Consider the following 21,035-nt stretch of genomic DNA (forward strand, 5'->3'; position numbering starts at 1 on the left):
AGTCCTGTTCGCCTACGGGGTGGTGCGGTACGGGGGAGCCAGCCATCACGCTCTCCCCGCTGGCCACGGGTATCCGGGTCAGCCAGTCGTGATGGCGAAGGGCCCGTTGTTTGCGAAGACGAGCTTGGCGAAGTTCTCGCCGATGCGGCGGTGTCCTTCGGGGCTGGGGTGGATCGCGTCCGGCAGGGGGAACTCGTCGTGGTCGCTCTCGCCGTAGAGGTCGAGTCCGTCGAGGTAGTGGAGGTTGGGGTCTTCGGCGGACCGCTGCTTGACGATGTCGGCCAGGACGTCGCGGACGATCGTGAGCGTCAGCCGTCCGGCGGCGGTCTCGGCCGGATCACCGGTGGCCTTGAACTTCAGGGTTCCACTGGAGAGGTCCGGCATGAGAGGTCCGGGGGTGTTCTCGTGGGTCGGACACAGGACAGGGGAGACCAGGAGCAAGGGGGTTGTGGGGTGGCCCTCGCGGATGGTGTCGAGGAAGCCGTGGATGGCGGGGGCGAAGGCGCGCAGGCGCATGGCGTCGTTGTTGACGACGTTGATGCCGAGCTTGAGGCTGATCAGGTCTGCGGGGGTGTCGCGCATCGCGCGGGCGGTGAACGGGTCGACCAGTGCGCTGCCGCCGAATCCGAGGTTGATCAGCTCCACATCGCCTGCGGCGGCGGCCAGGGCGGGCCAGATGGTGCTGGGGAAGGCGGCGTTGGATCCGTGGCTGATGGAGCTGCCGTGGTGCAGCCACACCCGGCGCCCGGTCTTCGGGGCCGGCTCGACGGGGGCGTCGGTGCGCAGGGCGATGACCTCGGTGATCTCCGCGTGCGGGAGCCAGATCTCGATGTCCTTCTCGTCGGCGGGGAGGTCGGTGAAGTGGGCGGTGCCGGCGGGGCCCGGGGTGAATTCCGCGGTCTGGGTCTGCATGTCGGTGATGGTGCGCAGGTTCCCGCCGTCCACGGTGGCCTGGGCGGCGAGGCGGCCGTCGACCAGGAGGTCGTAGACGCCGTCCGGCGGGGGCGGGAAGCCCAAATAGACGCGCTTGGTGGGCAGGGTGTCCAGGTCGATGGTGGTGGCGCTGGTACGGAAGGCCAGCCGGACACCGGAGGGCTGGGCCTCGGCCACGGCCAGCCGGTCGTCGGGAATCTGGCGGCGCGCCCAGGCAGGCAGCCGGTGCGGCAGCAGGCCGTGGGCAGTCTCTTCCACGTCGAGGTGTCCGCGCAGGAAGTCGGCGGTGATGGGGGTGGTGATCAGGTTCTGTTCGGTGCTCATTGCCTCAAGCCTTTTGATTCTGGGGCGGGGTGTCGGGTCGGTATGGGGAAGCCGTCGCGGGTGACGCGGCCGGTCAGGGGGTGGATCGGCTCCGCAATGCGGTGTCGAGGCAGTCCAGGGTCCAGGCCCAGGACTGCTGCGCGGCGATGTCGGTGTGGTCGAAACCGCCGGCTGCCTCCAGGGAGACGTAGCCGTGGAAGACGCTGCCCAGCATGCGGACCGCGTGCGTCTGGTCCGGCTCGGCCAGGTCGTAGCCGCGCAGGATCGCCCGTGTCATCTGCGCGTGCCGGACGCCGGCGCTGGCCGCGGCGGTCTGCGGGTCGAGCCGGTAGCGCGCTGCTTCGTACCGGCCGGGGTGCGCCCGGGCGTAGTCCCGGTAGGCGTTCGCGAAGGCCGTCAGGGCGTCCTTGCCCGCGCGCCCGGCCACGGCGTCGGCGACCTGGTCGGCGAGTTCCTCCAGCGCGAACAGCGCGATCCGGGTCTTGAGCTCGTGGGAGTTCTTCACATGCGCGTACAGGCTCGCCGGCTTCACGTCGAAACGCCGGGCGAGCGCGGACAGGGTCACCTGGTCGAAACCGGCCTCATCGGCGAGTTCCGCACCAGCGAGCGTCAGCCGCTCCGGGCTCAGTCCTGCCCGAACCACAACCATCACCTACTCTCAGTATGACTATGATCAGTATGCATCTACCTACAACCTATAGGCAAATGATGTATCACCTTAGGGTTTGGCGCACTCTGCCGAATGAGGCGAGCGCGACGACAGGGCCGGCGAAGCCGCACGGGCACCCCCCTTGATTCGCGCAAACGGTCCTTTGCCCGAGCAAGATCAAACGTGACGGCCCGGCGACCGCGAAGCGCCGTTCCGGTTCGCAGAACCCGTTCTCACTCAAAGGCGAGTCCGGGGTACTTCTGCGAATCGTTTGTGACAGCATCCGGGGGCATGACGGCCCCTCAAGAAGCCTCCCCGAGCGACGCGGACGACGTCGAGCGCCACCCCTGCCCGCGCTGCCGGGCCGAACCCGGCTCGCCGTGCCGCTCGCGCTCCGGCGCGGTCGCCGGCACCTACCACACCGGCCGCTTCGCCAAGGTGCCCCGACTCGCCAAGCTCCTACGCGTGCCCACCCCCGCCGACCGCGGCCCCGGCCAGCCGTGGCGCCCCGGCACCCCCGTCCCGCTCGCCCTCGCGCCGGACACCCCGACCGCCGACATCCGCATCGGGTACGCGCGGTGCTCGACGCTCACCCAGGAACTCCATTCCCAGCTCGACGCCCTCGCCAAGCACGGCATCCCGCGCGACAAGGTGTTCTCCGAGAAGATCAGCACCCGCGTCCGGGTCCGCCCCCAGTTCGAGGCCGCGCTCGCGCTCGCCCGCCAGATCAAGGCCCACGCCCCGCACTGCCGGGTCATCTTCACGGTGTACGAGATGAAGCGCCTCGGCCGCGACGCCGCCGAACTCACCGCTCTCGCTGATCACCTCACCGCCCACGGCCTGGTCCTGGAGATGCTCGCCGGACCGCTGCCCGGGATGTACGACCCCAGCGGGCCGGGCCGCCTGCTGTTTGCGTTCTTCGCGGCGATGGCGGAGACCGAGCGGGAGAACATCCGGGAGTCGACTCTGGAAGGGCTCGACGCGGCAGCCCGCAAGGGCAAGCACGGCGGCCGGCCGCCGGTCATCACCGACGACATGCTGCATACCGTGCTACGGCGCCGCGCGAACGGCGAATCCGTCGAGCAGATCCAGCCGGACCTGATCATCCCCACAGGCAAACGCAAGGGCCAGGCCCCCAGCGTCGCGAGCATCTACCGCGCGCTCGCCGAGCACGAGAAGAGGGAGGCGTACCCCGAAGCCGTCGCGGTGGCCCGCGCGGACTTCGCCGATCTCCCGGACGCCGACGACATCCCCCGCCCCCGCCGAGTCCGCATCCGGCGGCCGGACGACCCGCTCGCCCTGACTCCGCCTGGACCATGATCAATCTCAGCGGCACTTTCTGTACCGCAACTACTCACACCCGTAGACGGCCTCCGCGTCACCGTCCCAGCCCCGGCCGTGGACGTTGTGGACACCGTCGGCGCCGGGGACTCCTTCACTGCGGGCCTGCTCCACCGCCTCGCCGCCCTCGGACACCTTGGCGGGCGACTCGACGCACTGAGCCTCGAGGACGTCACCGACTCCTGCTCCTTCGCCGCTCACGTGGCCGCCGTGACCTGTTCCGTCCACGGCGCGAACCCGCCCTGGGTGGACGAAGCGGCGATGGAGGCCGGCGTGGAACAGCTCCTGCCGCATGCCTGAACGTGGCATGCCCGTTCCCGCAGACAGGACTGCGGGAACGGGCGTCGAATCCACACGGCCGGCACCCCGTACGCGCTGTTGCCATGGCGTCGTCATGGTTGCGGAGCCGCAGAGCCGGGGAGCCGAGCGGTGCTTGAGATCAGGTGCGGCTCTCAGTGAGGTCTGCCAGCTCGGCCTGGATGCGGTCGGCCTCCTCGCGCAGTTCGTCGACCCGACGGCGAGCTGCGAGCTCGTGCTGTTCCAGCAGTCCGACAACCGACGGCATCCGCGACCTCCCGGGGAGCGACGACACCACAGGCCATGGCTCCCACGGAATCACCGACCCGCCTGACCAGCGGATATACCGTCCTCAAGTCCGGAAAGACAACAGCTTCACGACTTCTTCGGCCGCCTTGCCTTCTCCCCGGACACCGGCACCCTCGCCGTGCTCACCGCGCGAGCGGAGGTGATCCATCTGAGACGCGTTAGTCGAAGCCGCCGGCCGTCACACCGACAGTGACCGGGCATCGGAACATACTCAGCTGCCGGCGGTCCGTAACCTGAGCAGCTGGACGAGACCCGTCTTCGACCGCCCCGACGTCCTGACCACATGAACCACGGAGCACCACACGAGAGGACCGAGTGACCGCTCGGGGCCGTTTCCTCTTGGGGCAGTTCCTGGCGCCCACCGGCCATCACCACGACGCACACTCTCGCGCGCCGCACACCCAGACGGCCACCACGTCGAACGCCTCGACCCACCTGCGCCGACCGGAGCACAGGATCATCGATAACACTGTCCTCGTTACCAGCGGCCTCAGGATGGCCTCAATTCATGGCCCTACGCAGCGCGGCCCAGCAGAACACGTCTCCTTGGCTACGCACCTACGCGCATTCGTGCAGGTCAGAAGGCCACCAGCTGTCGCAGACCGAGCCGCCCCCAAACTCACGAGCAGCGGATTCAGTCCGTTCAGGCAAAGTTGACGCTCCGACAGCCAAAAAAGAACGTTTCCGCAGGTCAGAGACCTGTATAGGTGGGGCGGGTGGGACTCGAACCCACGGCCGACGGATTATGAGTCCGTTGCTCTAACCGGCTGAGCTACCGCCCCAAGCGGCGTGTCGCGCACAGGTGTGCGTGCCGTCTGCCGCAGCATAGCCGCTCATACGATCTCCTGCCTCGATGATCGACTAGGCATGGGCCCCCTTCGCGACCCCGAGGGCTGCCTCCGGGCCCGCCCGGTCCCTCCAGGCGGTCGACCGGGACGTGAACCGGGCATGAAAAAGGACCCCCCAGGGGGTCCTCGTTCAGCATGCTCCCCCGACTGGACTCGAACCAGTAACCTGCCGGTTAACAGCCGGCTGCTCTGCCAATTGAGCTACGGAGGACCGAGCTCCCCCGACTGGACTCGAACCAGTAACCTGCCGGTTAACAGCCGGCTGCTCTGCCAATTGAGCTACGGAGGAATGCCTCGTCTGCATCGAACGCACTCACCTGGGTATTCGCCAGGGGGCGCGCGCTCTCTGCGACACATACATTAGCGCAAGCAGGGGGGTGCTTCGCCAATCGGTACTCTCCGGCCCCGTCGCCGCAACCGGAGAGCCGTGCAGACCCGCACGCAGTCCTACACAACGGAAGGGTGGCCGCCATGCGTTACCGGCTCACGTTCGTCACCGGAGTCGTCCTGGGTTACGTGCTGGGCACGAGGGCCGGACGCGAGCGCTACGAGCAGTTGAAGAAGTCGGCTCAGCGGTTCGCGCAGAACCCCGCCGTGCGCAACACCGCGGAGACCGCGGCGCAGCAGGGCCGGGACATCGCGGGCCGGGCGTACCACGTGGTGAGTGACAAGGTCGGCGACCGGATGCCCGACTCGGTGGCCCAGCGGGTGCGCACCCTGCGCGAGCGCGCCTCGCAGGGCGCCGGCGAGGACGACTGGGGGACGAGCAACACCTGACCGGGGCACCGGTGACACCCGGCGGAAAGCCCCCGGCGGACCGGCCCGGCGTCACGATGTCGCCGGGTACGGCAGAATTTGGCCATGGGGATAGTCGCCGGGTTGGACAGTGCGCCCGATTTCACTCGCATCGTCGTCTGTGACGCGGACAGCGGAACCGTGCTCAAACAGGGGTATGCGCCGCACCCGGTGGACCATGCCCAGGGCGCGGGCCGTCCGTCCGACGTCGATCCGCAGAACTGGTTGCTGTCGCTGGGCGAGGCGGCGGGCGGCGGCCTGCTCGAGGGCGTGCAGGCCATCGGGGTCTCCGCGCAGGCGAACGCGCTGGTGCCGCTGGACTCCCAGGGCAACACCGTGCGGCCCGCCATGGTCGGTGCCGACAAGCGGACCCAGGTCGCGGCAGCCGATCTGATCGACGCGCTCGGCGGCCGGGAGGCGTGGGCGCAGGCGGTGGGCAGCGTTCCGCAGGCGGCGCACCCGGTGACGAAGCTGCGCTGGCTGGCCCGTACGGAGCCCGAGAACGCGGCGCGCACCGCCGTGCTGCTCCAGGCCCACGACTGGCTGGTGTGGCAGCTCCTGGGCCGTCCGGGGCGCCGGACCACCGACCGGGGCGGCGCGTCCGGAACCGGCTACTGGGCGGCGGCGACCGGGAATTACCGAGCCGATCTGGTGGAGCTGGCGCTCGGGCACCAGACCATGCTGCCGGAGGTGATCGGCCCGGCCGACGCGGCCGGCGCCACGCCGGAGGGGCTGCTGATCTCCGCGGGTACCGGGGAGACGATGGCGGCGGCGTTCGGGCTGGGGATCGGGCTGGGCGACGCGGTGGTGTCGCTGGGCGCGTCCGGGTCCGTCATGGCCGTCCATCCCGAGGCGCTCTACGACCCGTACGGCATGATCACCGCGCTCGCGGACGCCACCGGCATGCATCTGCCCGTCGTCACCACGCTGAACGCGGTCCGGGCCCTGCGCGGGACCGCGGAACTGCTCGGGCTGCCCGATCTGGAGAGCCTGTCCGACCTGGCGATGAAGTCGACGCCGGGTTCGCACGGGCTGGTGCTGCTCCCCTATCTGGAGGGCGAGCGGACGCCGAATCTGCCGCACACCGCCGGAACCCTGTCGGGGCTGCGGCGGGAGTCGATGAAGCCGGAGCACCTGGCGCGGGCCGCGTTCGAGGGCATGCTGTGCGGGCTCGCGGACGCGCTGGACGTGATGCGCGGCCGGGGCGTGGAGGTCCGGCGGGTGTTCCTGCTGGGCCAGGCCGCGGAGCTGCCCGCCGTGCAGGCGGCGGCGCCCTCCCTGTTCGGGGCGCAGGTGGTGGTGCCGCAGCCCGCGGACTACGCGGCGATCGGCGCCGCCCGGCAGGCGGCGTGGGCGCTGGGGGTGTCCCAGGGCGTCCTCGACCCGCGGACGCCGCCCGTCTGGCAGGGCCCGGTGGCGCAGGTGCTGGAGCCGGGCGACGACCTGGCGGTGGGGCAGGCGGTGCGCCAGCAGTTCGTTTCGGTGCGCGAGCAGACCCATCCGGGGGCGTTCCGGATGTGACCGGCCGGGCGGCGGGCGGTGCGTGCCGCCCGCCGTCCGGCCCGTGGAGCGGCGCGTGGTTCCGCGGGCCGAAGAGCGCGTGGTTCCGCGGGCCGAAGGGCGCGTGGTTCCGCGGATTAAATCGGTTGAGGTAACACGGGTGGGGTGCCCGACGATAGGGGCCAGGGGCAACCATTGGCTCCCGCCGACCACCCGAGAGACTCAGCGTGCTGATACGACTGCTGCGGACTCATCTGAGGCCGTACAAAAGACCCATCGTCCTTCTGGTGCTGCTGCAGTTCCTGCAGACCTGCGCCACGCTCTATCTGCCCACCCTCAACGCCGGCATCATCGACGACGGTGTCGTCAAGGGGGACACCGGCTACATCCTGTCCTACGGCGCCCTGATGATCGGCATCTCGCTGGCGCAGGTCGTGTGCAACGTCGGTGCCGTGTACTACGGCGCCCGGACCGCGGCGGCGGTGGGGCGGGACCTGCGGGGGGCCGTCTTCGAGCGGGTGCAGTCCTTCTCCGCGCGTGAGGTAGGCCACTTCGGCGCCCCCTCGCTCATCACCCGTACGACGAACGACGTCCAGCAGATCCAGATGCTGGCGCTGATGACGTTCACGCTGATGGTGTCGGCGCCCATCATGTGTCTGGGCGGCATCGTGCTGGCGCTCGGTCTGGACGTGCCGCTGTCCGGGGTGCTGGTCGGGGTGGTGCCGGTGCTGGGTGTCTCGGTGACACTGATCGTGCGGCGGCTGCGTCCGCTGTTCCGGAGCATGCAGGAGCGGCTCGACACGGTGAACCGGGTGCTGCGCGAGCAGATCACCGGCAACCGGGTGATCCGGGCGTTCGTCCGGGACGCGTACGAGCAGCGGCGGTTCGGGAAGGCGAACGCCGAGCTGACCGACGTGGCGCTGGGCACCGGCAATCTGCTGGCGCTGATGTTCCCCGTGGTGATGACGGTGGTGAACCTGTCGTCGATCGCGGTGGTGTGGTTCGGCGCGCACCGGATCGACAGCGGGGGCATGCAGATCGGCGACCTGACCGCGTTCCTCGCCTACCTGATGCAGATCGTCATGTCCGTGATGATGGCCACCTTCATGTTCATGATGGTTCCGCGGGCCGAGGTGTGCGCCGAGCGCGTCCAGGAGGTGCTGGACACCTCCTCCAGCGTCGTGCCGCCCGTCGCGCCCGTCACCGAGCTGCCCCGGCACGGCCATCTGGAGATCCGGGGCGGCGGCTTCCGCTTCCCGGGTGCCGAGGAGCCGGTGCTGAAGTCGGTCGACCTGGTGGCCCGCCCGGGCGAGGTCACCGCCGTCATCGGTTCGACCGGCAGCGGCAAGTCGACGCTGCTCGGACTGGTCCCCCGGCTGTTCGACGCGACCGAGGGCGAGGTCCTCGTGGACGGCGTGCCCGTCGCGGACCTCGATCCGGCGCTGCTCGCGAGGACGGTCGGGATGGTGCCGCAGAAGCCGTACCTGTTCGCGGGGACGGTGGCGACGAATCTGCGGTACGGGCATCCGGACGCCACGGACGACGCGTTGTGGCACGCGTTGGAGGTGGCGCAGGCCAGGGAGTTCGTCGAGCGGCTGGAGGGCGGGCTGGACGCGCCGATCGCGCAGGGCGGCACCAACGTGTCCGGCGGCCAGCGCCAGCGGCTCGCGATCGCGCGGACGCTGGTGCAGCGCCCCGAGATCTATCTCTTCGACGACTCCTTCTCCGCGCTCGACTACGCGACCGACGCGGCGCTGCGCGGGGCGCTGGCCGAGGAGACCGCCGAGGCGACGGTGGTGATCGTCGCCCAGCGGGTGGCGACCATCCGCGACGCCGACCGGATCGTGGTCCTGGACGAGGGCCGGGTCGCCGGCACCGGCCGGCATCACGAGCTGATGGCTGACAACGAGACCTACCGGGAGATCGTGCTCTCCCAGCTGACGGAAGCGGAGGCCGCCTGATGGCCGGGGCCATGGCGCGGGCCGGGGCCGGGACGGGCCCCGACCACCAGTCGCTGCATTTCAAGGAGTCGGGCAGACGGCTCATCGCGCGGTTCGGGCCGGAACGCCTGACCATCTACGGGCTGCTGGCCTGCGTGGTGCTGAGCGTGGGGCTCAGCGTGATCGGGCCGAAGATCCTCGGCCGGGCGACCGACCTGGTCTTCGCGGGCATCGTCGGACGGGACATGCCGGCCGGGGCCACCAAGGAGCAGGTGCTGGAGTCGATGCGGGAGCGCGGCGAGGGCGGTGTCGCGGACATGCTCCGCAGCACCGACTTCACGCCGGGCGAGGGCATCGACTTCACGGCCGTGGGCAACGTCCTGCTGTTCGCGCTGGCGGTGTTCGTGGCCGCCGGTCTGCTGATGGCGGTGGCGACGCGGCTGGTGAACGGGGCCGTGAACCGCACCATGTACCGGATGCGCGAGGACGTGCAGACGAAGCTGTCGCGGCTGCCCCTGTCGTACTTCGACAAGCGGCAGCGCGGTGAGGTGCTGAGCCGGGCGACCAACGACATCGACAACCTCGGGCAGACGCTCCAGCAGACGATGGGCCAGCTGATCAACTCGCTGCTGACCGTCATCGGGGTGCTGGCGATGATGTTCTACGTGTCCTGGATCCTGGCGCTGGTCGCGCTGGTGACCGTGCCGCTGTCGTTCGTGGTCGCCACCCGCGTGGGCAAGCGGTCGCAGCCGCACTTCGTGCAGCAGTGGCGCACGACGGGCACGCTCAACGCGCACATCGAGGAGATGTACACCGGGCACACCCTGGTGAAGGTGTTCGGACGGCAGGAGGAGTCGGCGAAGCGGTTCGCCGAGGAGAACGGGGCGCTGTACGAGGCCGGTTTCAAGGCGCAGTTCAACAGCGGCGTCATGCAGCCGCTGATGCTCTTCGTGTCGAACCTCAACTATGTGCTGGTGGCGGTCATCGGCGGGCTGCGGGTCGCGTCGGGTTCGCTGTCCATCGGCGACGTGCAGGCGTTCATCCAGTACTCGCGGCAGTTCTCGATGCCGCTGACGCAGGTCGCCTCGATGGCGAACCTGGTGCAGTCGGGTGTCGCGTCGGCGGAGCGGGTCTTTGAGCTACTCGACGCCGACGAGCAGTCGGCCGACGTCTCGCCGGCCGAGAAGCCGGCCGAGCTGCGCGGGCGGGTGGCGCTGGAGCGGGTGTCGTTCCGGTACTCCCCGGAGAAGCCGCTGATCGAGGACCTGTCGCTCACGGTGGAGCCGGGGCACACGGTCGCGATCGTCGGCCCGACCGGTGCCGGCAAGACGACGCTGGTGAACCTGCTGATGCGGTTCTACGAGGTGTCCGGCGGGCGCATCACGCTCGACGGCGTCGACATAGCGCGCATGTCCCGGGACGAACTGCGGGCCGGGATCGGCATGGTGCTCCAGGACACCTGGCTGTTCGGCGGCACCATCGCGGAGAACATCGCGTACGGCGCCTCGCGGAAGGTCACCCGGGAGGAGATCGAGGAGGCGGCGCGGGCGGCCCACGCCGACCGGTTCGTCCGCACCCTGCCGGACGGGTACGACACGGTGATCGACGACGAGGGCAGCGGGGTGAGCGCCGGTGAGAAGCAGCTCATCACCATCGCGCGGGCGTTCCTGTCCGACCCGGTGATCCTGGTGCTGGACGAGGCGACGAGTTCCGTGGACACCCGTACCGAGGTGCTGATCCAGAAGGGGATGGCCGAACTGGCGCACGGGCGTACGTCGTTCGTCATCGCGCACCGGCTCTCCACGATCCGGGACGCGGACACGATCCTCGTCATGGAGAACGGCTCGATCGTCGAGCAGGGTTCCCACGAGAAGCTGCTGGCGGCGGGCGGAGCCTACGCCCGCCTGTACCGTGCGCAGTTCGCGCAGGCGGCGGTGGAGGTCGACTGACGGTCGCCTCGCGCGCCACGGCGGGCTTGCCGTGGCGCGCGAGGCGATTGCTCCCGCACGTGGCGGCCTGCCGTTCGCGGTGGCCGGTCGGTCAGTTCTTGCGTCGTGCGGCCCAGACCGTGCGCTCGGTGCGCACGGCGAGGTCGTCGCGGCGCAGGACGCTGTGGGGGCTGTCGGTGTCGAGCAGCCGGTCGAGCGCGGCGAGATCCTGGGGCGGGAGTGCGTCGGCGACGCTGCGGCGCATGCGCCGCAGGCTGCCGAGGGCGTACGCACCGACCGCCTCGCTGCGGGAGCCGTCGATGTTCACGGTGATCGTGCGTTCGCCGTCGAGGGTGAATCCGGCGGCGGTGAGCTTCGGTCCCCAGTCGGCGCCGCGGTGGGACACGTGCTCGGCGTGGAAGCGGTCGCTCGCGGTGTGGCAGCGTTCTTCCAGGCCGGGCCGGTCTTCGGGGGCGTTTTCGGGCAGGAAGCGGGGGAAGCCGGCCAGCTCCACGACGGCGAACAGTCCGCCGGGGGCGAGCAGGTCGTGGACCTTGCGCAGGACGCGGTCGGGGTCGGCCATGTGGTGCATCGAGGCCGATGCCCACACCAGGTCCGGTGTGCCGAGGTCGGGCCAGCCGGTGTCGTCGAGGTCGGCCCGTACGGCGAGGACACGTCCCTCCGCTCCCCGGGCGCGTGCCTTCCGGCTCAGGCGCTGGAGGTGACCGGCCGAGGAGTCGACCGCGGTGATCTGCGCGTCGGGGAAGCGGTCGAGGAGGGCGAAGGTGCCGGCCCCCGTCCCGCAGCCCAGGTCCACGATCCGGTGAGGGGGCGCTTGGACCGGCAGCCACGCGGTGACGGCGGCGATGTGTCCGGCGAGGACTTCCGCGTCCAGGTCGAGGATCTCCGCCTCGCCGTCGGTGTCGTGCTGGTGCCGGTGCTGGTCCTGGTCCTGGTCCTGGTGACGGTGGGGGTGAGGGGATGCATGCGGGTGGGCGTGGGTCATGTCTTCACCCTAGGGCGGACATGCGCCTACAGCACTAACTCTTGCCGTTTACGCAAGGCGATGGCCGTGTGGACTGCCGGCCGCGCAAGACGCGCCCGCGCGGACGGCGCGAGACGACGCCGCCCCGTCACCGGGGGGATTCCTGAAGGGCGCGGTCGCCGTTGTCGCGCTGGTGGCCGCGCCGGGCATCACGGTCGAAGATGCCCAGGATCTCGCACGGCCCGCCCTCGGCGCCGATCGCGTGCGGCATCATCGTGGGGAACTCCGCGGCCTGGTTGGTCTCGACGCGGAAGCGGCGGTGTCCCAGCATGAGGATCGCCGTGCCCGACAGGACCACGAGCCATTCCCGCCCGGGGTGCGCACGCATGCGGGAGGGCTTGTCGGGCGGCGGCTCGGTCAGGCGCTGGCGCATGACGCTCACGCCCGGGTCGCCCTTGACCGGCCAGCGCATCCGCCCATGGGCGCCGTCGATCATCGGACTGATGACGACGTCGTCGGAGGCGGTCTCCACGAGTTGATCGAGAGTGGTGTCCAGGGCACGGGCGAGTGTGACCAGGCTGTCCAGCGCCAGGCGGCGCCGGCCGTTCTCGATGCGGCTGAGCGTGGACTGACTGAGCCGGGCGCGCGTGGCCAGTTCCTCGAGGGACCAGCCCTGGGCCAGCCGCAGGGCACGGATCCGTTTGCGTACCAGGCTGTCCAGCTCGTCATCATCTTGCGTCATGGGCAACATCCTATGCCTACCTTGCAAGTCGCGGTTGGCGTCGGACGAGGCGCCCGGGACAGCAGGGTCTGAACGGCCCGCCGCCCCGCCCCGCCCCCTTCATTCGGCGACCGGCCATGTCCCGGCACTGATTCCGCATGCCCTTGGTGAGAGGAACCCATGAGTACGAACCAGCCTGCGCAGGTGGCAGCCGCTGAAGCCGACGAGGGAGCCCGCGGCGCGGGCGCGCCGGACGCGCGTCGGCTGCGCATGATCCTGATCGCCGTCTGTACCGCGTTGATGGCCGTGGTCGCCTCGGTGTCCGGGCTGAACGTCGCCCAGCCCGACCTCGCCGTCGAGTTCGGCGCCTCGCAGAGCACGGTCCTGTGGATCATCAACGTCTACACCCTCGGCCTGGCTGCACTCCTGCTGCCGCTCGGCGCGATCGGCGACCGGCTGGGCCGCAAACCCATGCTGATCGCCGGTCTGACCGTCTTCGGCATCGCGAGCGCCGTGGCGGGTCTGGCCCCGACGGCCGAGGTGATGCTCGCCGCGCGCGTGGTGAGCGGCGCCGGCGCGGCGATGATCATGCCCATCACCCTCGCGGTCATCACCTCCACCTTCCCGGAGGGCGAACGCAGCCGGGCGATCGGCGTGTGGACCGGCGTCGCCGGCGGCGGCGGCGTCCTGGGCATGTTCCTCTCCGCCGTCCTCGTCGACGTGGCGAACTGGCGGTGGCTGTTCGTCCTGGGCCGGGGTGCCCGCCCTCCCGACCACGGACCCGGCGGACCCCGGCGTCTCCCCGACACGGCGTCAACTGCCGTACATCACAAGCGCATCGGTCCGCCCGCGGTTTCCGTGAGCGGCCCCTTCCCGTTCACTCCAGGTAGCCCCGCAGCTGGTCGGCGAAGGCGTGGTCGCGGAGTTTGTTGAGGGTCTTGGACTCGATCTGGCGTATGCGCTCGCGGGTGACGCCGAAGATGCGGCCTATCTCCTCCAGGGTGCGGGGGCGGCCGTCGACCAGGCCGTAGCGGAGCTGGACGACCTTGCGCTCCCGCTCCCCCAGCGTCGACAGGACCGCCTCCAGGTGTTCCCTCAGCAGCAGGAACGCGGCCGACTCGACGGGGCTCGCGGCGTCGCCGTCCTCGATGAGGTCGCCGAGGGCGACGTCGTCCTCCTCGCCCACCGGGGCGTGCAGGGAGACGGGTTCCTGGGCGAGCCGCAGCACCTCGCCGACCCGCTCGGGGGCCAGGTCGAGGTGGGCGGCGACCTCGACCGTGGTCGGTTCGTAGCCGCGTTCCTGGAGCATGCGGCGCTGGACGCGGACGACACGGTTGATGAGTTCGACGACGTGCACGGGGACGCGGATGGTGCGGGCCTGGTCGGCCAGCGCGCGGGACATGGCCTGGCGGATCCACCAGGTGGCGTAGGTGGAGAACTTGTAGCCGCGCGCGTAGTCGAACTTCTCCACGGCCCGGATCAGGCCGAGGTTGCCCTCCTGCACCAGGTCCAGCATGGTCAGCCCGCGGCCCACGTACCGCTTGGCGACGGAGACGACGAGCCGCAGGTTGGCCTCGATCAGCCGCCGCTTGGCCATCCGGCCCATGACGACGAGCCGGTCCAGGTCCAGAGCGAGCCTGCTGTCCAGGTCGGAGGCCAGCCGCAGCTTCTCCTCGGCGAACAGTCCGGCCTCGACGCGGCAGGCGAGTTCGACCTCCTCGGCGGCGGTGAGCAGGGGGATGCGGCCGATCTCCCGCAGGTACTGCCGGAACAGGTCCGAGGAGGGGCTGCCGGACTCGGTGCGCACCGGCGGCGGGGCCGCCTCCGCCGCCTCCACTGGTTCCACTGGTTCCACCGCCTCCACGGGCTCCGCCGTCTCCACGGGGCCCGCCGCGTCCGCGGGGTCCGCCGCGTCCGCGGGGTCCGCCGGGTTCCCCGGGGCGAGTGCGGCGGAGGGGGGTTCGGGCTCCGTCCGGGGGTGGTGTGCGGCCCGGCTGTGCGTGGGCACCGCCACCAGGACGTCCGCGTCGGGCCGCGCACCGGCCGTACGCGCGGCGGACTGGGCGAGGGTCTGGGTCTGGGTCTGCACCGGGGCGACCTCCAGGATGATCGCTGCCGAGGAGGGCGGCAGCGGCACTTCGGGGCGGAGCCGGTGGCCTCGCCGCTGTCCGTCCCGTACGCGATGAGCGTGGCCGCGGGGGTCCGGGACCCGTCGGGGGACGGAGCGGCCGCGCTCCGAGGACTCAGGCACCGCACCCAGTGTGGGGTACGACACATCGTCCCCACGAGGGGCGTGCGACGACTTTTTGCTTCCGGCCGGTGACCGCACGGTGACGGAAGGAGACAAGGGCGGAGAAAAGGAGGGACGGGGAGAGGAGGCGGGGGAGGCGGGGCGGGTACGGGTTACAGGGCCGCCGCGCCGTGTGCGCGCAGGGCCTGGTCGTACTGCTGGAGGACCCACAGCTCGTTCTGCACGGAAGCCAGTTCGGCCGGGTCGCCCTGGGAGGCGACCCGGGTCAGCCGCCCGGTGATCTCGCGGATACGGCGCTCGACGGCGCGGCGGCGGACGGTGACCAGCTGGGCGCCCGCGTAGTTCTCGTCGACCTCCTTGACGCCCCGGTGCAGCATGATCGCCTCGACGGCGAGTTCGGTGACCATGGCGCGGACGGTGTCGTCGGGGGCGGCCTCACGGACGCGGATCAGATAGCCCTGGGAGTCGGGAACGCCGGACTCGGCGCCTCCCGCGTCCAGAATGGCCTGGCGCACCGCCGCGTACACCGGGGCGGTGAACTCGTCGAGGCCGTACGCGTCGAAGGCCGGGGAGACCAGCTCGGGGCGCTGGAGGGCGAGCTTGAGCAGTTCGCGTTCGGTGGCGAAGACGGGGTTGCGCAGGTTGAGGGCGGGGCCGCGCGGGGATGCCTGGGCGGGGGCGGAGCCGTACTGCTGCGGGCCGCCGCCTCCGCCGTGCTGCTGCCGGTCGGGGGCGGGGCCCTTGCCGCCGCGGTCGCGGGCCCAGCGGGCGAGCTGCGCCACCCGCTTGACCACGAACTGGGTGTCGAGGATGCCGAGCATGCCGGCGAGCTGGACGGCGACCTCGTGCTGGGCGCCGCTGTTCTTGATGCGGGCGACGACGGGGGCGGCCTCGTCGAGGGCGGCGGCGCGGCCGGCCGGGGTGTCCAGGTCGTAGCGGCCCACGATGTGGCGGAGGGCGAACTCGAAGAGCGGGGTGCGGGGCTCGGCGAGGTCCGCGACCGCGTCGTCGCCCTTGGCGAGGCGCAGGTCGCAGGGGTCCATGCCGTCGGGCGCGATGGCGATGTAGGTCTCGGCGGCGAACTTCTGGTCGTCCTCGAAGGCGCGCAGGGCCGCCTTCTGGCCGGCCGCGTCCCCGTCGAAGGTGAAGATCACGCGGGCCGAGCCGTTGTCCATCAGCAGCCGGCGCAGGATCTTGATGTGGTCGCCGCCGAAGGCGGTGCCGCAGGTCGCGATGGCGGTGGTGACGCCGGCGAGGTGGCAGGCCATGACGTCGGTGTAGCCCTCGACGACGACCGCGCGGGACGACTTCGCGATGTCCTTCTTCGCCAGGTCGATGCCGTAGAGGACGTGGGACTTCTTGTAGATCGCCGTCTCGGGGGTGTTGAGGTACTTCGGCCCGTTGTCCGACTCGTACAGCTTGCGGGCGCCGAAGCCGACGACTTCGCCGCCGATGTCGCGGATGGGCCACATCAGACGGCCCCGGAAGCGGTCGATGGGGCCGCGGCGGCCCTCCTGGGAGAGGCCGGAGAGGACCAGTTCCTTGTCGGTGAAGCCCTTGCCGCGCAGGAAGCGGGTGAGGTGGTCCCAGCCCTGGGGGCTGTAGCCGACGGAGAAGTGCTGGGCGGCGGCCTGGTCGAAGCCGCGCTCCGCGAGGAAGGCGCGGCCGGTGTCCGCCTCGGGGGAGGTCGCGAGCTGCTCCCTGTACCAGTCGGCGGCGATCCGGTGGGCCTCGACCAGGCGGATGCGCTCGCCGCGCTGGTGGGCGGGGTTGTACCCGCCCTCCTCGTAGCGCAGGGTGATGCCGGCCTGGGCGGCCAGGCGCTCGACCGCCTCGGAGAAGGAGAGGTGGTCGATCTTCATCACGAACGTGAGGGTGTCGCCGCCCTCCTGGCAGCCGAAGCAGTGGAAGAACCCCTTGCTCGGACTCACCTGGAAGGACGGCGACTTCTCGTCGTGGAACGGGCACAGGCCCTTGAGGTTGCCGCCGCCCGCGTTGCGCAGCTGGAGGTACTCGGACACCACGGCGTCGATCGGGACCGCGTCCCGTACCGCCTTCACGTCCTCGTCGTTGATCCGTCCAGCCACGCGTGAAGTCTACGGCGGTCCGCCGACAGCCGGATCCGAGGTCTCCGCCCCGCTGGGGTGCGGGGCGGACGCCGGGCGTCCAAAGGCGCGGTGCCGGCAGGCCTCGTCAGGAGGCGAGGCTCTCCAGCGGGACGCGCGGGTCCGCCAGGGAGTCCGGGTCCACCGTGGCCCGGGAGGTGATCAGCCGCTGGATCGGGTCGGTGACGTCCCACACGTTGACGTTCATGCCGGCCAGGACCCTGCCCTCCTTCGTCCAGAAGGCGATGAACTCCCGCTTGCCCGCGTCGCCCCGGACCACGACCTGGTCGTAGGAGCCGGGCGGCGCCCAGCCGGAGTACTCCATGCCCAGGTCGTACTGGTCGCTGAAGAAGTACGGGACCCGGTCGTAGACGACCTCCCGGCCGAGCATCGCGCGGGCCGCGGCCGGGCCGCCGTTGAGGGCGTTGGCCCAGTGCTCGACGCGCAGCCGGGTGCCGAAGAGGGCGTGCGGGAAGGAGGCGACGTCACCGGCGGCGTAGATGTACGGGTCGGAGGTGCGCAGCCGCTCGTCGACCCGGATGCCGCCGCCGTCCGCGGGGTCGGCGAGGTCCAGGCCCGCCGCCTGGGCGAGGCCGGTGCGCGGGGCGGCGCCGATCGCCGCGAGGACCGCGTGCGCCGGGTGCTCCTCGCCGTCGTCGGTGCGGGCGGCGAGGACGACGCCGTCCTGCCCGGTGATCCCGGTGAGGGTGGCGCCGAAGTGGAAGCGGACGCCGTGCTCGCTGTGCAGGTCGGCGAAGAGCTGGCCGAGCTCGGGCCCGAGGACCGAGTACAGCGGGGTCCGCCCGCGGTGCACGACGGTGACCTCCGCGCCGTACTCGCGGGCCGCCGCGGCGACCTCCAGGCCGATCCAGCCGGCGCCGGCGATCACCAGGTGGCCGTTGTCCCGGCCGAGGGAGGCCAGGACGCCCTTGAGACGTTCGGCGTGCGCGAGGCGGCGCAGGTGGTGGACGCCGAGGAGGTCCGTCCCCGGGATGTCCAGACGGCGGGGCTCGGCGCCGTTCGCCAGCAGCAGTTTGTCGTAGCGGACGGTGGTGCCGTCCTCGCCGAAGCGGACGGTCTTCGCGGCGCGGTCGACGGCGTCCACGGTCTGGCCGAGGTGCAGCTCGATGTCGTGGCGCGCGTACCAGGCGGGTTCGTGCACGAAGACGCTGTCGCGCTCCTCCTTGCCGAGCAGGAAGCCCTTGGACAGCGGCGGCCGTTCGTACGGGTGGTCCCGCTCGTCGCAGATCAGCAGGACCCGGCCGGTGAATCCCTCCGTTCGCAGCGTCTCGGCCGCCTTCGCGCCCGCCAGGCCGCCTCCGACGATGACGAATGTCTGATCCGCGTCGACCACTTGATGCCTCCTGCAGGGGGTCCGGGGAGTGTCCCCCCGGAAAACACTGTGGGTGCCGCCACTTGCGAGCGTCCCGCACACAGGGTGATGCGGGAAGAGGGGGTGGCCCGATCAGGCCACGGAGGGTCACCTTCGAGCGAGCACAGGTCTCCGGTGTCCCACCGGCCCCCTCCGCGTCCCCCTCTCCTTCATGCCTGCCCCGTGAGGCGGATGTGAAGCGAGCGGGCCGAGACGTCGGTGAGGGACGCGATCCGGTCGACGATCACCCGCTTGCGGGCGCGGTCGTCCGGCGCCTGTGCGAACAGGGAGCGGAACTGCGGGTCCAGGCCGTCGGGGGCGCGGGCGCTGAGCGCCTCGGCCAGTTCGAGGACGACGATCCGCTGGTCGGCGCGGAGCCGCTCCTGCTCGGCGCGCTGCATGACGTACCGGTCGGCGACCGCCTTGAGGACGGCGCACTCCATCCGGGTGCCCCGGGGGACGACGAGTTCGGCTCCGTAGCGGGTGAGACGGCCACTGCCGTGTTCCTGCCGGGTGGCGCCCTCGGCGGCCAGGCAGAAGCGGCCGATGAGCTGGCTGGTGGCGTCCTTCAGGCGGGCCTGGGCGACCGCCGTGCCGTCGTAGCCGTGCGGCCACCACTCCTGGGCGAGGAGGCGGTCGAGCGCCTCGGCGAGCTCCGCCGGGTCGGTGTCCGCGCCGACGTAACGGCCGACGGCGACGGCGAAGACCTCCTGCCGTTCGGGCTCGGCGTGCAGGACGTTGGGGTCGATGTGGCCGGCGTGCAGGCCGTCCTCCACGTCGTGCACCGAGTAGGCGACGTCGTCCGCCCAGTCCATGACCTGGGCCTCGAAGCAGATACGGCCGTCGGGGGCGCCCTCGCGGGCCCAGTCGAAGACGGGGCGGTCGTCCTCGTAGACGCCGAACTTCGCGGAGGCCGGGTCGGTGGGGTGGGCGCCCCGGGGCCAGGGGTACTTGGTGGCGGCGTCGAGGGTGGCCCGGGTGAGGTTGAGGCCGACGCTGACGGGGTCGCCGGTCTGCGGATCGGTGACGAACCGCTTGGGTTCGATGCGGGTGAGCAGGCGCAGCGACTGGGCGTTGCCCTCGAAGCCGCCGCAGTCCTCGGCGAACTCGTTCAGCGCCTGTTCGCCGTTGTGGCCGAAGGGCGGGTGGCCCAGGTCGTGCGAGAGGCAGGCGGCCTCCACCAGGTCCGGGTCGCAGCCGAGGGCGGCACCGAGCTCCCGGCCCACCTGCGCGCATTCGAGGGAGTGGGTGAGGCGGGTGCGGGGGCTGGCGTCCCAGACCGGGTCGGCCTCTCCGGGGGTGACGACCTGCGTCTTGCCGGCCAGGCGGCGCAGGGCCCCGGAATGCAGCACGCGGGCGCGGTCGCGCTGGAAGGCGGTACGCCCGGGACGCTTGTCCGGCTCGGCGGCCCAGCGGGCGGCCGACGCCGGGTCGTAGCCGGGAGGTGAAGCGGGGTGCTGCCGCGGGGGCGCCGCGGAGCCGGTGGGGGTCGTGGTGCCGGTGCCTGCCATGCTTCGACCCTACGGGCACGGGGTGACAGCCGCCGTGACGGCCGAAGCGACGGCCGGGGCACGCCCGCGCGGCGAGGCCCCCGCCGGATCGTCGGCGCTGTCGGCGGATCCGGTTCACGGGATGCGTTCGCCGGGAGGCGGATAGCCTGCCTCCATGGTTTCGGGTGAGGGGGCCGGAGACACCGGCACGGATCTTGACCGTCAGGGCTGGGGTGCCACGCGCTCCTGGGTGGAGAAGGGGCTGTCCGAGGCGGAGCGCATCGAAAAGGTGGTGCGGCTGCGCGGCGGCTGGACGTCGGAGATGCGACGCCTGGACCTCTGTGGTCCAGGGGGTCGGCGCTCACTCGTCCTGCGGTCCTTCGTCAAGCCTTTCTTCGTTCGGCACGCGGAGGGCCTGCTGACCCGTGAGGCGACCGTCCTGCGCCTGCTCGGTGACACGGACGTGCCCGCGGCCACGCTCGCGGCGGTGGATGCGACGGCGCAGTACTGCGATCACCCCTCCTTGCTGATGTCCCTGCTGCCGGGGACCGTGCGTCTGGGCGATCAGGGTGCTGATGACCGCGCTGAACTGCTGGCCCGGCAGTTGGTGCGTATCCATCGGCTGCCGGTGACCGTGCGACAACGGCCCCGCACCTACCAGGCCTGGGCCTCTCCCGAGCGGGTGACTCTGCCCGCGGCCACCGAGCGGCCCGAGCTCTGGCAGCGGGCTTTCGACGTCATCCGCCGGGAGCCTCCCGTCCATCGGGGGTGCTTCCTGCACCGGGACTTCCATCCCGGCAACGTTCTCTTCACAGGCACCGGCGGTGATCTTCGGATCAGCGGTGTCGTGGACTGGGTGGAGACCTCTTGGGGGCCGGCCGACCTGGACGTGGCTCATTGCTCGACGGCCCTCGCCCTGCTGCACGGGATTCCCGCAGGCATGCGCTTCGCCGATCGCTACGTCGCCGCGGGAGGGACCCTGGCCGAAGAGGGCACCGCCCATCTTTACTGGCGGCTGCTGGACGCGTTGGGTTTCGCTCCGGACCCGGAGAAGGTCGCTGTCCCCTGGCGTGAGCTGGGCCGCGTCGATCTGACCGTCGGTGTCCTGACGCAGAGGCTGGAGGGGTACATCGAATCCCTTTTCGGCCGCTACGCCTGAACCGTCGCCGCTGGGACGAACGCCTCCGGGCAGGAGTTCCGCGGTGGCGCCGACGCTCCGTCGAGGCATCGTCGCCCCGACGTTCGCG

Annotated in this window: 14 protein-coding genes, 3 tRNA genes and 3 pseudogenes; 8 read left to right on the forward strand and 12 right to left on the reverse strand. The window is 71.2% G+C overall.

Annotation, left to right across the window (positions count from 1 at the left end):
• Nucleotides 1-78: 78 nt before the first annotated feature.
• Together OHB56_RS14125 and OHB56_RS14130 are read right to left on the reverse strand one after the other, a co-directional pair.
• The gene (locus OHB56_RS14125) at nucleotides 79-1,257 is read right to left on the reverse strand and encodes a GDSL-type esterase/lipase family protein (RefSeq protein ID WP_406353603.1); all 1,179 of its coding nucleotides are present in this window, start codon (nucleotides 1,255-1,257) and stop codon (nucleotides 79-81) included.
• 73 nt (nucleotides 1,258-1,330) lie between these two features.
• The gene (locus OHB56_RS14130; RefSeq protein WP_406359054.1) at nucleotides 1,331-1,900 is read right to left on the reverse strand and encodes a TetR/AcrR family transcriptional regulator; all 570 of its coding nucleotides are present in this window, start codon (nucleotides 1,898-1,900) and stop codon (nucleotides 1,331-1,333) included.
• 297 nt (nucleotides 1,901-2,197) lie between these two features.
• Between OHB56_RS14130 and OHB56_RS14135 the strand changes: the two genes are divergently transcribed.
• Nucleotides 2,198-3,226, forward strand: coding sequence for a recombinase family protein (locus OHB56_RS14135; protein WP_406353605.1), 1,029 nt, complete (start codon nucleotides 2,198-2,200; stop codon nucleotides 3,224-3,226).
• 33 nt (nucleotides 3,227-3,259) lie between these two features.
• Nucleotides 3,260-3,547: pseudogene (locus OHB56_RS14140) on the forward strand (PfkB family carbohydrate kinase); the annotation flags it as partial.
• Nucleotides 3,548-3,686: 139 nt separating this feature from the next.
• Here OHB56_RS14140 and OHB56_RS14145 read toward each other — a convergent pair.
• The 4 genes from OHB56_RS14145 to OHB56_RS14160 form a co-directional block, all read right to left on the reverse strand.
• On the reverse strand, nucleotides 3,687-3,812 hold the full coding sequence (locus tag OHB56_RS14145) for a hypothetical protein (RefSeq protein ID WP_267893674.1): 126 nt from the start codon (nucleotides 3,810-3,812) through the stop codon (nucleotides 3,687-3,689).
• 749 nt (nucleotides 3,813-4,561) lie between these two features.
• Nucleotides 4,562-4,635 (reverse strand) — tRNA-Ile (locus OHB56_RS14150).
• Nucleotides 4,636-4,839: 204 nt separating this feature from the next.
• Nucleotides 4,840-4,912 (reverse strand) — tRNA-Asn (locus tag OHB56_RS14155).
• A gap of 5 nt (nucleotides 4,913-4,917) precedes the next feature.
• Nucleotides 4,918-4,990, reverse strand: a tRNA-Asn gene (locus tag OHB56_RS14160).
• Nucleotides 4,991-5,172: 182 nt separating this feature from the next.
• Here OHB56_RS14160 and OHB56_RS14165 point away from each other — a divergent pair.
• The 4 genes from OHB56_RS14165 (at nucleotide 5,173) to OHB56_RS14180 (ending at nucleotide 10,885) form a co-directional block, all read left to right on the forward strand.
• Nucleotides 5,173-5,478: a YtxH domain-containing protein gene (locus OHB56_RS14165; protein ID WP_326752601.1), complete on the forward strand. Its 306-nt coding sequence runs from the start codon at nucleotides 5,173-5,175 to the stop codon at nucleotides 5,476-5,478.
• A gap of 84 nt (nucleotides 5,479-5,562) precedes the next feature.
• Nucleotides 5,563-7,017, forward strand: coding sequence for an FGGY family carbohydrate kinase (locus tag OHB56_RS14170; RefSeq protein WP_406353607.1), 1,455 nt, complete (start codon nucleotides 5,563-5,565; stop codon nucleotides 7,015-7,017).
• 206 nt (nucleotides 7,018-7,223) lie between these two features.
• Nucleotides 7,224-8,957, forward strand: coding sequence for an ABC transporter ATP-binding protein (locus tag OHB56_RS14175; RefSeq protein ID WP_326752603.1), 1,734 nt, complete (start codon nucleotides 7,224-7,226; stop codon nucleotides 8,955-8,957).
• Entirely contained in the window at nucleotides 8,957-10,885 is a 1,929-nt protein-coding gene (locus tag OHB56_RS14180) for an ABC transporter ATP-binding protein (RefSeq protein WP_406353609.1), read from the forward strand. Before OHB56_RS14175 ends, OHB56_RS14180 begins: the two co-directional genes overlap by 1 nt.
• A 91-nt stretch (nucleotides 10,886-10,976) precedes the next feature.
• Here OHB56_RS14180 and OHB56_RS14185 read toward each other — a convergent pair whose 3' ends face one another.
• Nucleotides 10,977-11,870 carry a class I SAM-dependent methyltransferase gene (locus OHB56_RS14185; RefSeq protein ID WP_406353610.1) on the reverse strand — a complete coding sequence of 298 codons (894 nt, stop codon included), beginning with the start codon at nucleotides 11,868-11,870 and terminating at the stop codon, nucleotides 10,977-10,979.
• A gap of 127 nt (nucleotides 11,871-11,997) precedes the next feature.
• Entirely contained in the window at nucleotides 11,998-12,600 is a 603-nt protein-coding gene (locus tag OHB56_RS14190) for an XRE family transcriptional regulator (RefSeq protein WP_326752606.1), read from the reverse strand.
• Between the two features lie 150 nt (nucleotides 12,601-12,750).
• Between OHB56_RS14190 and OHB56_RS14195 the strand changes: the two are divergent.
• Nucleotides 12,751-13,320: pseudogene (locus OHB56_RS14195) on the forward strand (MFS transporter); the annotation flags it as partial.
• A 127-nt stretch (nucleotides 13,321-13,447) separates the two neighbouring features.
• On the opposite strand, the pseudogene OHB56_RS14200 reads toward OHB56_RS14195, so the two are convergent.
• The 4 genes and pseudogenes from OHB56_RS14200 to OHB56_RS14215 form a co-directional block, all read right to left on the reverse strand.
• Nucleotides 13,448-14,821 (reverse strand): annotated as a pseudogene (locus OHB56_RS14200) (sigma-70 family RNA polymerase sigma factor).
• Between the two features lie 152 nt (nucleotides 14,822-14,973).
• A complete protein-coding gene (gene dnaG / locus OHB56_RS14205) occupies nucleotides 14,974-16,908 on the reverse strand; it encodes a DNA primase (protein WP_406353611.1) in 1,935 nt (644 codons plus the stop codon).
• Nucleotides 16,909-17,014: 106 nt separating this feature from the next.
• On the reverse strand, nucleotides 17,015-18,280 hold the full coding sequence (locus OHB56_RS14210) for an FAD-dependent oxidoreductase (protein WP_326752609.1): 1,266 nt from the start codon (nucleotides 18,278-18,280) through the stop codon (nucleotides 17,015-17,017).
• 188 nt (nucleotides 18,281-18,468) lie between these two features.
• Entirely contained in the window at nucleotides 18,469-19,809 is a 1,341-nt protein-coding gene (locus OHB56_RS14215) for a deoxyguanosinetriphosphate triphosphohydrolase (RefSeq protein ID WP_406353613.1), read from the reverse strand.
• Nucleotides 19,810-19,963: 154 nt separating this feature from the next.
• Between OHB56_RS14215 and OHB56_RS14220 the strand changes: the two genes are divergently transcribed.
• Entirely contained in the window at nucleotides 19,964-20,947 is a 984-nt protein-coding gene (locus OHB56_RS14220) for a phosphotransferase family protein (protein ID WP_406353615.1), read from the forward strand.
• The last annotated feature ends 88 nt before the right edge of the window (nucleotides 20,948-21,035 follow it).

Source organism: Streptomyces sp. NBC_01635, from assembly GCF_045209715.1.
GTDB classification, from domain to species: Bacteria; Actinomycetota; Actinomycetes; order Streptomycetales; family Streptomycetaceae; genus Streptomyces; species Streptomyces hirsutus.

Bases quoted from the DNA above. Each gene is read 5' to 3' on its own strand.
- OHB56_RS14125 (WP_406353603.1), bottom strand. From the start codon at position 1,257: ATGAGCACCGAACAGAACCTGATCACCACCCCCATCACCGCCGACTTC.
- OHB56_RS14135 (WP_406353605.1), top strand. From the start codon at position 2,198: ATGACGGCCCCTCAAGAAGCCTCCCCGAGCGACGCGGACGACGTCGAG.
- OHB56_RS14145 (WP_267893674.1), bottom strand. From the start codon at position 3,812: ATGCCGTCGGTTGTCGGACTGCTGGAACAGCACGAGCTCGCAGCTCGC.
- OHB56_RS14165 (WP_326752601.1), top strand. From the start codon at position 5,173: ATGCGTTACCGGCTCACGTTCGTCACCGGAGTCGTCCTGGGTTACGTG.
- OHB56_RS14170 (WP_406353607.1), top strand. From the start codon at position 5,563: ATGGGGATAGTCGCCGGGTTGGACAGTGCGCCCGATTTCACTCGCATC.
- OHB56_RS14180 (WP_406353609.1), top strand. From the start codon at position 8,957: ATGGCCGGGGCCATGGCGCGGGCCGGGGCCGGGACGGGCCCCGACCAC.
- OHB56_RS14185 (WP_406353610.1), bottom strand. From the start codon at position 11,870: ATGACCCACGCCCACCCGCATGCATCCCCTCACCCCCACCGTCACCAG.
- OHB56_RS14190 (WP_326752606.1), bottom strand. From the start codon at position 12,600: ATGTTGCCCATGACGCAAGATGATGACGAGCTGGACAGCCTGGTACGC.
- OHB56_RS14215 (WP_406353613.1), bottom strand. From the start codon at position 19,809: ATGGCAGGCACCGGCACCACGACCCCCACCGGCTCCGCGGCGCCCCCG.
- OHB56_RS14220 (WP_406353615.1), top strand. From the start codon at position 19,964: ATGGTTTCGGGTGAGGGGGCCGGAGACACCGGCACGGATCTTGACCGT.